Origin of the sequence: Chitinophaga sp. ARDCPP14 (assembly GCF_051362515.1) — a bacterium.
Classification (GTDB): Bacteria; Bacteroidota; Bacteroidia; order Chitinophagales; family Chitinophagaceae; genus Chitinophaga.
The window spans coordinates 101,537-114,285 of sequence record NZ_JBKIXB010000004.1; the positions used below are offsets into that span (position 1 = coordinate 101,537).

The following is a 12,749-nucleotide window of genomic DNA, read 5'->3' on the forward strand; positions in this document are numbered from 1 at the left end:
AAGCACAGCAGCATGAAAAAGGTCGCTATCATTGGCGGATTACGTGTCCCTTTCGTAAGATCCTTTAAAGAGTATAACCATATCAGCAACCAGGAAATGTTGACCACGGTACTGAGTGCATTGGTGGACAAATACCAGCTTTCCGGGAAACGGCTGGGAGAAGTGGCGCTGGGCGCATTACTGAACCGCTCCACAGATTGGAACTTCGCCAGGGAATGTGTACTGGGCACTTCCCTGGACCCGCATACGCCCGCCTATGGCGTACTAAGAGCCTGTGGCACCAGCCTGGATACCACTATACAGCTGGGACTCCGTATTGGCTGCGGACAAATAGATACCGCCATCAGCGGCGGCAGCGATACCAACAGTGATATCCCATTGCTGTTTCAACAACAGCTCGCATGGAAGCTGGCTGACCTGCGCGCTGCCAAAACCTTTTCCCAACGGTTAAAAATACTCGCCTCCATCCGCTTCAAGGATTTGAAACCATTATACCCTTCCATCGTAGAACCGAGAACGGGATTATCGATGGGCCAACATACTGAAAAGATGGTGAAAGAATGGGGAATTACACGGGAAGAACAGGACGCGCTGGCATACCAAAGCCATATGAATGCCGCAAAGGCGTATGAGGAAGGCTTCTTCAATGACCTCATTATTCCTTACAAGGGTGTAAAAAGAGACACTATTGTGCGGGCAGATACCACGCCGGAGAAACTGGCTGCACTGAAGCCGGCTTTCGACTTCAGCGGCAAAGGTTCCTTAACAGCAGGTAACAGCACTTTATACACCGATGGCGCGGCTGCTTTGCTGATGGCCTCCGAAGAGTTTGCCCAGCAGCAGAACTGGCCGGTACTGGCGCACCTCGTGGATGCAGAAACTGCTGCCGTGGACTATGTGAACGGTGAAGGCCTGCTAATGGCGCCCACCTATGCTGTGGCACGCATGCTGAAACGCAATCACCTGAAGCTCCAGGATTTTGATGTTTATGAAATCCATGAAGCCTTCAGCGGGCAGGTATTGTGCACGCTGAAGGCATGGGAAGATGCCGCTTATTGCAAAAAACTCGGATGGGATACGCCGCTCGGAAGCATCGATCGAAACAAATTAAATACCAAAGGCGGCAGCGTAGCTATTGGCCATCCCTTTGCAGCCACCGGCGCCCGCATAGTTGCCCAAACCGCTAAGATATTGCAACAACGGGGCAGTGGCCGGGCATTGATTTCTATCTGCACCGCCGGCGGCATGGGCGTAACGGCTATCCTGGAAAGATAAGCATCAATTCCTCCTTACTTTTTTAACGATGCCAGGTAGGTAACCAGGTCCACCAGTTCCTGCTGCGGCATGGCCGTAGCAAGGCCGGTAGGCATCAGGGAGTGTTCATATGCTTTCCGCGATACGATGGTGCTCTTCTGCAGTTTTACACCCTGGCCACCCGCCGTACGCACATCCACTTCGTCTTTTGTTTCCCCTGCAACATAGCCCAACACCTGTGAGCCATCTTTCAGTTTAAAGAAATAGCCTTCAAAGCCAAAGCTGATGCCGGCATCCGGTTCAATGATGGCGTCGTAGATAGCGCTTTTGGTAAGCTTGCTGCCAATTTCTGTTAAAGCAGGACCAAAGTTCACACCGGAGTTTCCATCCAGGTGACAGGTAGCACAATAATTATTAAATACTTTTTTTCCTCCGGAGATGTTGCCCGGCAAGGCTACCAGCTTATCTACAGGCAGCAGCACGTGGTGTACGGCTGCAGGCTCATAATAGGCTACAGCTTTGGCCTTGATGTCTTGCCGCCATGCGTTGGTGAGTACTGCCCTGGCCACCGTATCCAGGTCGGCAGGAAGTGATTTGCCTTCTACCATATTCCACAGATCTGCAAATCCGTCCCATCCATGACCGAGATTGCGGGTCGCCTGCTGCCGTAACGTTAAAGGGTATATGTTGTTACGCATCAGTGAAGCAAGTAACGCACGGTTGGTGCGATCCTGCGCTTTGCCAATGGCGTTTATCAATATAACGCCGGATACTGAATCCTTTTTCGAAATGGCTTTGATTACCAGCGGCTGGCCGCCGCATTGCAGGAGGGTTTTCATGGCGTATCCCTGAATGTCGTCGCGTTTTGATTCCAGCACCATCTGCAAAAGCGCTTCATTCTGATCACGGACATGATACTTTAACACGAGGTCGATGAACTCCATATGTCCTTTAAATGCACTCAGGCTGTTGCGGAGCAGGACTTCAATATCCCGTGTTTTGGGCACTGCTTTCGCATCCAGTTGTATAAATGCCAGTGCATTGATATAGGCTTGTTGCGGGTGCTGGCCTTTCAGTAATCCCAGCAGCACCGGCGTGCTTTCTGCGGCGGGATAGAAATCGAATGCGCGGAAATAACGTTTGTTTTGCAGGGGATCTGTACCCGGTTCCAGGATCAGCGCCGCTAACAACGGTAGTGCTGCCGGTGTTCTGGCGCGCCAGATAATATCGTGGTCTGCTGCGGGATTTTTTGTATTCGGTGGCAATTTCCGCCACTCGTTGAAGCAGGCGTCCCAGTTGCCATCTGCCGCGATGCCCAGTGCTTCCAGGTACCACCTGTCTTTCCCGTTGTATTGTGCAGCGAGCAGTGCCCAGTTGGCCGGCATGTCTTTTTCGCGGCTATGATGCATGGCCAGCAATAACTGGCGGCGCACAGCGGCAGAAGTATCTGCCACCAGCAGATTGCCATAGGATACGCCGGTTTCTTTGGCAGCGCGGATGGCGGTAATGCGGATATCTTCATCTTTATCTTTCAGCGCCGTTTGCACATACCCGTTGCCGTTAGGCAGCCTGCTGAGCAGCCACAGGGCGCGGGCGCGGTAGCGGGAGTTATCACTGGCATACAGTTGCTGCAACTCCTTTTCTGCGGCTGCACCCATGCCGGACAGTTTCGTCCAGGCAAGATAACGGGTACTGAGATTAGGATTCTTCAATGCAGTAATGGCATCGGCCGCGGTGTTGAGCACCGGTGGCTTTACTTTATACTGGCTACCGGGCGGGGCTATACGAAATACCCGTCCCCTGTTCAGGTCGCCTACCTGGTGACCACCAACACCTGGATCATACCAATCGGCTACAAACAGGGAACCATCCGGTGCCACACATACATCTGATGGCCGGAACCACTGATCGGAACCGCTTTCCAGGATATTTTCAATGGTGGCCGTATAGCCGGCACCGTATTTTTTTACAGGATAGGATCTCACCACATTATGGCCGGGCTCTCCGTGGATCATCTGGTTACGGAAAGGAGCGGGCAACAGGTCGCCTTCATAGATCACCATACCGGTAGGTGAACCTGAACCGGTTTGCAGCAGGTTAGGCACTACACCGGGATCATTGAGATGCCAGTGCCGGTAAGGAATAGAATCTTCCATATTCATACGGCGGGATGACCAGCCAGCGCCGGTCATCTCATCCGTATAACCATAGTTGCCGTATTCAAGAATATAATTGATGCGAACACCCCTGTTACCATCGTCATCGTTATCACTCTGCCACATGTTACCAAAAGCATCCACCGCCACTTCGTAGTTGTTGCGGAAATTATGCGCCATTACTTCCAGGTTGCTACCATCTTCATTACAGCGGAAAATCATTCCCTGCCGGTAAGGCTTTCCCTTGTTGGCGATAAGGTTACCCTCTGCATCACGGATAACGTTTCCATTTTTATCAAGTATGCTGTCGCCGGCATTACCGAAATTAAAATACAGTTTTCCATCAGGACCAAAAGTAAATGAGTGGATGGCATGATCATGCTGTATGCCGCCAATACCGCGGAAAAGCAATTCCTTCTTATCCGCTTTATCATCTCCGTTGGTATCTGTAAAAATAAAAACGTTCGGGCTGCAAGACACAATCACTTTATTTCCCAGCACGCAAATACCTAATGCTGCATTAATGCAGGTATCCTGGTAAAACACTTTGGCAGTGTCTGCCTTACCATCGCCGTTAAGATCTTCCAGGATCATAATACGGTCACCGGCAGCCTTGTAGGGATGACCGGGATTTAATTCATTGCGGTAATTATAGGCCTCGGTGATCCATACCCGCCCCTTTTCATCAATATCCATGTTGGTGGGATTCATGATGTTGGGTTCACTGGCAAACAGGGTTGTTTCCAGGCCGGAAAGTGTTTTCAGTCCGTGTACGGCATTTTCAGGCAAGCGTTGCTGCGCTTCCGTTAGTACAGGCGGGATAGCCGCAGGTTTATTGGATTGGCATGCGCTGATAGCAACGGATACCATAAATAACAATCGGTGAATGTATTTCATATACGTGGAAATAATTAAATGTCAATATAACACGTATTAAAAGTAATAAAATAATTCACATTTTTTTCATAAAAAAACCCGTCCCGGGAAACCGGGACGGGTGGTCCATTGTCATCCATTTCACCGAATAAATAATTCGTTGCAGGTATAGTGCAGATACCATGCCGGAAATGAATAAACAGATGAGGATTAAAAACTTAGTGCAGTATTTTTTCCAGTTCTTTTTCCAATGCTTCCCCCCTCAGATTAGTAGCAATAATGCGCCCCTGCGGATCGAGCAGGAAATTCTGCGGAATGGAATGAATCATATACAATTTCGCGATATCACTTTTCCACCATTTCAGATCGCTCACATGATGCCATACAAGACCATCCTTTTCAATAGCAGCAGTCCATTTTGCTTCATCACCAGTTCTGTCGAGTGAAACGCCCAGGATATCAAAGTTCTTATCTTTAAATTTATTGTATGCTTTTACCACGTTAGGATTTTCAGCGCGGCAGGGGCCACACCAGCTCGCCCAGAAATCAAGCAATACATATTTACCTCTCAGGTCAGATAACTTCAGCGTTTTACCATCAGGAGTAGCAGCAGAAAAATCAGGAGCTACCTGGTTCTTTCCCAGTAATGCAGAAGCTTTCAGCAGTTCGGCTGCTTTTTGCCCGAGGCTTGACTGCCGCAATGCCGCTGGAAATTTATTAAACAGTTGCTGCGTACCTTCCACGTCTTCCACGCGGCCACCCATGTTTTCATAAAGGGTCGCCAGGCTCACATAATAATCGGTGTGTGCGAGCATAAACTTTTCCTGCAATGCATCTTTCTCTGTTGCCAGTTTTCTGAAAGCCATGCTCAGCGCATAATAACCGGTAGTATCTCTCTCGGCCTGCATCATCATTTTCTGCCCGATAGCACGGAGGGAATCCATACCTTTTGTAACAGGCGCCAGCGCCGCCTCCATTTCCTGCTGTTGTTTGGTAATGGCGGAACCTTTGATCACTGCACCGGACAATGCGTTGGTCTCACCAAGCGTTTTGAGTGTGAAGGTCATCTTGTCGTTCGGCGTAATGTACAGGGCCTGGTTGCCACGCAGTGGTTTATCTGCCGCTTTGGTCGCTACGCTTAGCATCGCCGCCAAAGTATCGGTTACTTCATACTGCAGTTTGAAAGCGCCTTTTTCTATCAGGGCAGAATCCAGCTTTTTGTAGCCGTTACCGGATACATTGAAGAGGTAGATGTACTCCTTGTCAAAAGCCGCGGGTATTTTACCGGTAATGACAGACTTCTTTTGTGCAAATGCACCTGAAACGGCTACTGTTGCCAGGCAGCCGAGAATCATTTTTTTCATACGATGAATGATTGGTTGGTTTTGCCCGAAAGTATAAAAATGCGGCAGCCCCTTCAAATGCTTAATGACAGGCGGTCGATGAACCATGTTTACCGGCGTGACTCAGGGAATGAGTACCAGCCTGCTGCCGCCGGGAACTTCCCGCGTCCAGGCAGCGGATATTTCACTGAGGGGCATCTCTATAGTAGTAATCTGCAGTTTCCCTTCGGCGGCATTCTTCATAATTTCGGGAAGTATTTTAAAGATAGCTTCTATAGATACGCTGCCAATACCACTTCCCAGGATCTCCAACCGCGAACTGCGCAATGCGCCGGAAGGGAGCGAAATAGGATCTCCTGCCATAGCACCCACCTGTATGAGGCGTGTACGCGGTGTTTCCTTCGCCATACCTTTAGTCATTAATGCCGTGATAAGCGCCATCACCGGCTCGCCCCACAGGTAATCCAATACCACATCATAAGGTTGGGTGGCAAAAGCTTTTACCAGGTTTTCGGGAGATTGATCCAACGCGATGCACTCATCCGCTCCAAGCCCGCGCAATTTTTCCAGTACGGCTTTATTGCGACCGGCGGCAATTACTTTGCCTGCTCCAAGCAATTTTGCCACCTGTACTGCCAGTTGACCGGATGTGCCGGTAGCGCCTAGCACCAATACCGTTTCCCCCTGTTGCAACTGAGCCCGGTAGGTTAATGCCATCCACGACGACATAGCGGGATTAAAAATAGCGGCGGCAGTGGCATCAGTGAGGTTATCCGGCACCGGGATATGCCAGCCCGGGGTGGTAATGCTTAATTCTGCGAAAGTGCCATAAGGCTTACGTACGGCGCCGAAATATACCCGGGAGCCGTCTGCCAGCAGCCCTATACCATCCACACCGGGAATAAAGGGCTGATCGCCACCCGCAGAATAATGCTTTCCCGCTGCAATAGACTTTACTACATGATGTATGGCCGCGGCCTTTACCTGTATGATTTGTTCTTTTTCTCCGGCGGCAGGATCGGCGAAATATCCATATTGAGGAGCCTGACCGGGTGTTACAATTGCTGCATTCATCTTCTTTGCGTTTTTATGTTACAAAGGTGCACGACGAAAAAACAGGATCACTTTACATTTGTTAAGAAATTACCGCTGGAGTTTATTCCTGATCCGGCTAAGGGATACAGGGGTAATGCCAAGATAGGAAGCTATGTATTGCAGGGGAACCCTTTGCAGGATGTGCGGTTGCTCACGTATCAGCGCCTCATAGCGCTCCTGTGGCGTGTCACGGATCTGGGATATGAACATTTTAGCGTAACGCAGCAAACGCTGGAAAGTAATTTCTTCCATCTTCGACCTGAAACCCGGCATACTATCAATTACCAGGTCCATGTTTTCTTTCGAGATCTTATAGAGCCGGGCGGCAGTAATAGTTTCTATTGTACACATACTTGGCTGGCCGGTACGAAAACTTTCAATAGAAGACACCCCTTCTCCCTCAAAGAAAAACTGGAAGGTGGTATCTTTCCCTTTATTGTTAAACCACACGCGCACCGCTCCTTCTATGATGAAATAAGCATACCGGGATATTTTGCCTTCCTCCAGCAGAACAGACTTGGCAGGTACGCGGATATCTTCATAGAGGTGCTGGTACCGCGACCAATCAATGTATTCAGATCCATTCATAAGTGTTGCAGCTGAAAATATCCGAGATAAATGGGATCTGCTGCCACACCATTTGCCGGGCTGACCTCCAGTGTATACCTTTCTTTGAGATGCGCCGGTAAAATATCTTTTACGGTATGCACATCATCCACATCTACGCCATACTTATCATCCACATGTGAAGTGGCTTCTCCAAATGAAGTATGCTTGTAAAAGGCCGTTTGTTTGGATGCCCGTATTGATGCACCGATGTCTTTCTGCACGCTGAGGATCTTGTAATGAAATTCTTCCATTTCATCAGGCTTGTAACCGCCCAGGTTCAGGAAAAATAATTGCATCTCCTGGTTCAGGGGCTCCTTTTTCTCCACTACCCTGATCCGGTGGTTATCCACCATATTCACTTCCCGGTACCCATCAATGTGAAGTTTATCTTTGGCCTCCGGCCAGAAGGCCTTCATATCAGGAATCAGGTCACGCAGGTGATGACCGATTCCAAAAAAAACATCGTGTTGTTCGGTATGACGCCCTTCCAGCGAACATCCCAACACCACCATGAACAATTTTAACTCTGCCATTTTTTTACTGTTTGCAGTAAGAAAGGTACAGCATTTTTAGTTCCTGTTCATGGCTTCCCGGAGCTGTTTTTCTTTATCTGCGCTCCAGTATTTGCAATCAAGGCTCATAAAAACGGAAGAATAGGCCAGTGTGCTGTTTGTTTTCAGCACCACCACTTTAAACAGTCCCGCTGTTTTATCCATCTTAGAAAAAACGGAATCATGCAGTAAGGTTTGTACGGACTGTCCTTTAAAAATCTGTTGCAACGTATCGCGGTAAGCAGCGGCGCCCGGTACATATAACAACTCTTTATCCATGTAAAGGATTGGCTGAACATGTGTACTGCGATCCAGCCCTTGAACCGTATAACGTGCCACTTCCGGCATCGCTGCACCGGTATTGATATACACCATTCCGGGCGACGACTGCAGCGGGAACGCCTCATCGGCAATAATAATCCAGTTACGGTGACCCAGCAGCGGCAACAGGCTATCCAGCTGCAGTTGCCACGATGGCTTTGCCACAGCAGCTACTGGTCCGTTTTCCATCTTACAGGAAAACAGCAATATAACCGCTATGGCTAAACGAAAATATGATTTCATAAATTATACGATAGTAAGATGAAAATGCTGGCCTGCCTTCAACAGCAGTGGTGCGGACAGTTGAATAGTTACAGCGCCGTTTTCTTCTTTGAAAGTGGCGGGTATTTTCTTATCTCCCAGCAATACCTGCTTCGCGCCGGTATGCTGCAAGCACAGTGTATTTATTTGCAGTTGACCATACTTCAGCTGCAGTGTATGCCTGCGCCCTTGTTGTGTATAAGTTCCCCAGCCTTCGGCGGTGACAAAAGGCGCTTTGAAATGCTCCTTGTTTATAGCCGGTGCAAAGGCGATAAAACCTTTAGGACCATGATAGCGGAATCCGCTGGCAGTAATAAAAGTACCATAGCTGGCCATTGCCCGCGCATAGTGATCACTGCATTCAATTTCGTTAAACGGATTACGCTTTGCTGCATGGTACCGGTCGTGTACGGCGCGGGTAAGTGTAAGCGCTTCATCTGTCATCCCTTCCGCCATCATATGCGCGGCTACCTGGTGTTCAAAGCCGCTCATGCATTCATTAAAGTAACCGAGCTGCCAGGCATTCTTTACGCCGAATGGAAATTCTTCATTGCGGGGATTCGTATTCAGGATCATACCTCCTTCGCCTGCGAGGGCATAGGGCCGGCCTCCGGGATGAGCGGCGATATAAGGTCCCACGTCTGCCTTAAAATTATATTTATACAGCGCCTTTAAAGCCGACAATGTTTTTTCACGGTCAATTACCCGGTCCATGCCTACCTGGAAAGCCCAGCTCTGGCCATATACCTGGTCGATATGACAGGTATTGTAAGAGCCGATCACCGACCTCCCCTTTACCTTATCCGGCTGATGAATAAAATATTCGCCGTTGAATAACTGCGTTTCCATGTTCCGTTTCCCTTTCTCCGTATAGTCGTTGCAAATAGCAGCGAAGGTGGTGTCATTTACCTCTGCGGCCATGAGTGCGGCGGCTTTAACAGCGGCGATACACAGGCCTACTATCCAGGCAATTTCCCCGTCCCAAACAGCATCCAGTGTATTCTCCATCGGTGTGTCTTCCATGCCGTCGTTATTACGGTCCTGGCGGATCAGGAACAGGGTGGCCTTCTTTATATTCGGCCAGTTTTGTTGCAGGAAAGAATGATCCCTGCTCATCTGGTGCTCGCGGTAAATACGCAATATGGTGCCTGCTTGTCCGTCGATAGCCGGGCGCTTTTCTGCTTCTCCACGGAACAGGATGCCGCCATCAGGCATCTGGCCGATGCCGAGGTCTACCCGTTGCCGCGTGTCGCGCTCCAGCGCCGGGAAGATACGTCCAACGGCCTGCGCATACTGCCATACGTGCGTGCAGGTACCTTCGCAGGCGCCTACGCCTTCCCAGGCATAAAAACGTCCGGAACGGAAACGGTGTGCCGTGGTGGTTGCCAATGTTGATATGTTGAGAAAAGTACGTTCCATAAACCACCATGGCAATGATGCATCGTACCAGGTATCTTTCCACAAGCGGCTTTCACCGGCCAGGCGCGCATAATTTTCCTGCATGTATTTCATTACTGCCGATGCATCGGTAAATTTATTGGCATAATAACGTCCCTCACCCTGGATATCTTTAAAATGCAGATTGGCCGCATACCAGGAGATCGCAAAATCAGTACGTATACTCTTGCCCGGTAGTATGGTATGCCTGGTGGCAACGGTGCCGGTCAGCTTCTCCCCAAATCCTTTTACTGCCTGCTTTGAAGACATCAGGGAAAAATGTGCGGCCGTTAATTCACCAGGGGGCATCGCCGGGTTTACCATTACTTTACTACCTGCTGCAGCAATACAAAAATTTCCATAGTCGTACTGTTTTTGAAAATCGTCATCATTGCCGCTTTTAGTACGTACTGTTTCATAAATGCCCTGCCAGTTCTTTCCTTTCACAGTAGTATTTACGCGTTCATGGTCATCCCCGGCAGAATAAATAGCCGTCTTATTTTCCAGCCATCCGAGAACGGTTGCAGTAACAGGTACGGTATCCTTATTCTCTATTTTATAAGATAGAATGGTTACAGGCAACCCGGAATCATCTTCATTCAAAGGAATAAAAGGTGAGAATGCTTCCAGCGTTACAACAACCGGCAGCGCGGGATCTGTATAACGGATAGTGGCCATCGGGTAAGTGGCTTCAAAACTGATTTCAGGCCAGCTTTCTTCATCGAACCGGCGGATAATGGTTTGTTTGCCCCAGGTAAGCTGCAACGCAAATCCCTGGTCGAGCGGCCGGATATTTTTCGATGGCTCAATATAGCAGGCGCCATCCCTGGAGCGTACTTTTTTGCCACCATCCAACACATTGGCGCTATAGTTAACCACTTTGGGTTCTATTCCTTCCTGGTTTTTATTAAAAATGTCCCAGAGCCACAGGCGGCCATCACCGCCGAGGTACACCGTGCCACACATAATACCTCCCACCGGCATACCGATGTATTGCAGTTCATTTTTGCTTTTAAGATAAGTGGTAGCGTTGCCACGTTCATACAGGGAAGCGATCCAGGCGGCATCCGGTTGCCGGGTGAACAATAAGCGGCCACTTCCTGCCATAGCGCTGCCTAACACCGGCAGGCGCACCGTTAATGCGCCAGCCATTGTTAAACCAATATTTCTTAGAAATTTCCTGCGTTCAATACCCATAAAAAAGTGTTTTATTTCCAGGCAGCTGTTTGTACCAGGTTTTTATTTTTATCGAGGGCCGATTGTGGAATTGGCCATGTGTAATGCTTTAGTGGATTAAAGGTTCTGTCCTGCGCTTTGAAAGCAGGTTGCGTCCAGTCGCCAACAGGCGCTTTTTCATCCTGGTTAATACCATAAGCAGGCTTATTCAATACCAGTTCCGCAGTTTTCCAGCGTAAAATATCAAAATACCTTTTATGTTCTGCCACAAATTCGTGGCGACGCTCGTTACGGATTTTTTCACGCATAGCATCCTGGTTGCCCAGTAGTGCATCTACGCCTGGTAAGCCGGCGCGGCCCCTTACTTTATTCATGGCGGTAACGATCGCAGGATTAGCCGGATCATATTCGTTCAGCGCTTCCGCCAGGATCAACAGGGTTTCGGCATACCGGTAGATCGGGAAATTCATATAGGCCCTTTCCGGGTCCGGATTACCGGGTTCTGCAAATTTCAGGTACATAAACCCGGTTAATCCGCCACCTTCGTTATTCATTTTCTCCGGCTTATTATAGGCAGGATGCGGCTGATAGGCGGAATAGCTGCCATCAGGCCGCAGGCAGGGCACACCAGGCAACAGGAAAGTTTTCTTCAAGCGTGCATCACGGTTATCCCAGGGGCTGCTTTTATTGTATAACGTAGACGACTGTATGCTTTTCCCATCTGTACATTCATAGGAGTCTACCAGGTCACGTGTCGGGCAAAAACTCGCCCAGCCTTCACCGGTAATAGAACATCCTGTAGGCAGGGCCAACACCGGCAACATATTGGTGATTTCATTCTGGATATACTGATAGGCCAGGATCACTTCTTTATTGGCGTTGTTGGATTCGTGCGTGAACAGGTAAGCATAATCTTTTTCAAGGTCATAAGCGCCGGTGTTCACTACATTTTGCGCGGAGGTTGCCGCTTCCTTCCATAACGTAACATCATTGGTACCGGTATGAAATTTTTTATAGCTGGCCATGTACAGGTATACATTTGCCCGCAGCATCATGGCAGCGGCCTTATTGATCCTGCCGGTATTGGCGCCGGAATAGGCATCAGGCAACATGGATATGGCGGTATCAACGTTAGTGATCACGTAATCCAATACTTCTTGTTTCGGACTCCTGGCAATATTCGATTCCTCAATCGTCAAAGGTTTTTCTTTTATCAGCGGAATATCGCCATAGAGCTGCGCCATACGGAAGTAGCGCAGGGCCAGTATAAAACGGGCCTCCCCCAGGTATTGTTTTTTCTTTGCTTCGTCGATAGTCATACCGCTTAGCTTATCGATGCAGGTGAGTGCACGGTTGATATAGTCGTATTTCCATTCTTCTGCAATGTAGCCATCTGCTGCCGATTGACTACCCTGGCAGATATACCCCATTCCGCCTTCGCCCCATGCATTGGTCATTACAGAATTATCGCTGTGGCAGTCGCGCCAGAAATCACGGCTATCAGGCAGGGTGGCATATAAGGCGTTCACGCCTTGCTCTGCATCTGCAGCGGTTTTCCAGAAGTCATCCACAGTGGGCTCCGACAATGGCGACCGGTCTAAATATTTGGAACAGCTTTGCAGGAATCCTGCTATTGTGATCAATATATATATGCTAATCTTTTTCATAAT

Annotated in this window: 9 protein-coding genes; 1 reads left to right on the forward strand and 8 read right to left on the reverse strand. The window is 49.1% G+C overall.

Going from position 1 to position 12,749, the window contains the following annotated elements:
• Positions 1-12: 12 nt before the first annotated feature.
• Entirely contained in the window at positions 13-1,275 is a 1,263-nt protein-coding gene (locus ACLHR0_RS12815; protein ID WP_436487070.1) for an acetyl-CoA C-acetyltransferase, read from the forward strand.
• A gap of 14 nt (positions 1,276-1,289) precedes the next feature.
• On the opposite strand, the gene ACLHR0_RS12820 is transcribed toward ACLHR0_RS12815, so the two are convergent.
• From ACLHR0_RS12820 to ACLHR0_RS12855, 8 genes are all read right to left on the reverse strand, one after another.
• Positions 1,290-4,307, reverse strand: coding sequence for a PVC-type heme-binding CxxCH protein (locus ACLHR0_RS12820; protein ID WP_436487072.1), 3,018 nt, complete (start codon positions 4,305-4,307; stop codon positions 1,290-1,292).
• A 197-nt stretch (positions 4,308-4,504) separates the two neighbouring features.
• Positions 4,505-5,650: a redoxin domain-containing protein gene (locus ACLHR0_RS12825; protein WP_436487074.1), complete on the reverse strand. Its 1,146-nt coding sequence runs from the start codon at positions 5,648-5,650 to the stop codon at positions 4,505-4,507.
• 102 nt (positions 5,651-5,752) lie between these two features.
• Complete coding sequence (locus tag ACLHR0_RS12830) at positions 5,753-6,703, reverse strand: quinone oxidoreductase family protein (protein WP_436487076.1); 951 nt, start codon at positions 6,701-6,703, stop codon at positions 5,753-5,755.
• Between the two features lie 69 nt (positions 6,704-6,772).
• Positions 6,773-7,312, reverse strand: a complete 540-nt coding sequence (locus ACLHR0_RS12835) for a Crp/Fnr family transcriptional regulator (RefSeq protein ID WP_429050735.1) — start codon at positions 7,310-7,312, stop codon at positions 6,773-6,775.
• Positions 7,309-7,866 carry a DUF1543 domain-containing protein gene (locus ACLHR0_RS12840; RefSeq protein WP_436487078.1) on the reverse strand — a complete coding sequence of 186 codons (558 nt, stop codon included), beginning with the start codon at positions 7,864-7,866 and terminating at the stop codon, positions 7,309-7,311. Before ACLHR0_RS12840 ends, ACLHR0_RS12835 begins: the two co-directional genes overlap by 4 nt.
• Positions 7,867-7,902: 36 nt before the next feature.
• Positions 7,903-8,448 (reverse strand): hypothetical protein, encoded by a 546-nt coding sequence (locus ACLHR0_RS12845; protein ID WP_436487080.1) that lies wholly within the window; start codon positions 8,446-8,448, stop codon positions 7,903-7,905.
• Between the two features lie 3 nt (positions 8,449-8,451).
• Positions 8,452-11,100: a GH116 family glycosyl-hydrolase gene (locus ACLHR0_RS12850; RefSeq protein ID WP_436487082.1), complete on the reverse strand. Its 2,649-nt coding sequence runs from the start codon at positions 11,098-11,100 to the stop codon at positions 8,452-8,454.
• A gap of 11 nt (positions 11,101-11,111) precedes the next feature.
• A complete protein-coding gene (locus ACLHR0_RS12855) occupies positions 11,112-12,746 on the reverse strand; it encodes a RagB/SusD family nutrient uptake outer membrane protein (RefSeq protein ID WP_436487084.1) in 1,635 nt (544 codons plus the stop codon).
• Positions 12,747-12,749: the final 3 nt, after the last annotated feature.

Bases quoted from the DNA above. Each gene is read 5' to 3' on its own strand.
- ACLHR0_RS12815 (WP_436487070.1), top strand. From the start codon at position 13: ATGAAAAAGGTCGCTATCATTGGCGGATTACGTGTCCCTTTCGTAAGA.
- ACLHR0_RS12820 (WP_436487072.1), bottom strand. From the start codon at position 4,307: ATGAAATACATTCACCGATTGTTATTTATGGTATCCGTTGCTATCAGC.
- ACLHR0_RS12825 (WP_436487074.1), bottom strand. From the start codon at position 5,650: ATGAAAAAAATGATTCTCGGCTGCCTGGCAACAGTAGCCGTTTCAGGT.
- ACLHR0_RS12830 (WP_436487076.1), bottom strand. From the start codon at position 6,703: ATGAATGCAGCAATTGTAACACCCGGTCAGGCTCCTCAATATGGATAT.
- ACLHR0_RS12835 (WP_429050735.1), bottom strand. From the start codon at position 7,312: ATGAATGGATCTGAATACATTGATTGGTCGCGGTACCAGCACCTCTAT.
- ACLHR0_RS12840 (WP_436487078.1), bottom strand. From the start codon at position 7,866: ATGGCAGAGTTAAAATTGTTCATGGTGGTGTTGGGATGTTCGCTGGAA.
- ACLHR0_RS12845 (WP_436487080.1), bottom strand. From the start codon at position 8,448: ATGAAATCATATTTTCGTTTAGCCATAGCGGTTATATTGCTGTTTTCC.
- ACLHR0_RS12850 (WP_436487082.1), bottom strand. From the start codon at position 11,100: ATGGGTATTGAACGCAGGAAATTTCTAAGAAATATTGGTTTAACAATG.
- ACLHR0_RS12855 (WP_436487084.1), bottom strand. From the start codon at position 12,746: ATGAAAAAGATTAGCATATATATATTGATCACAATAGCAGGATTCCTG.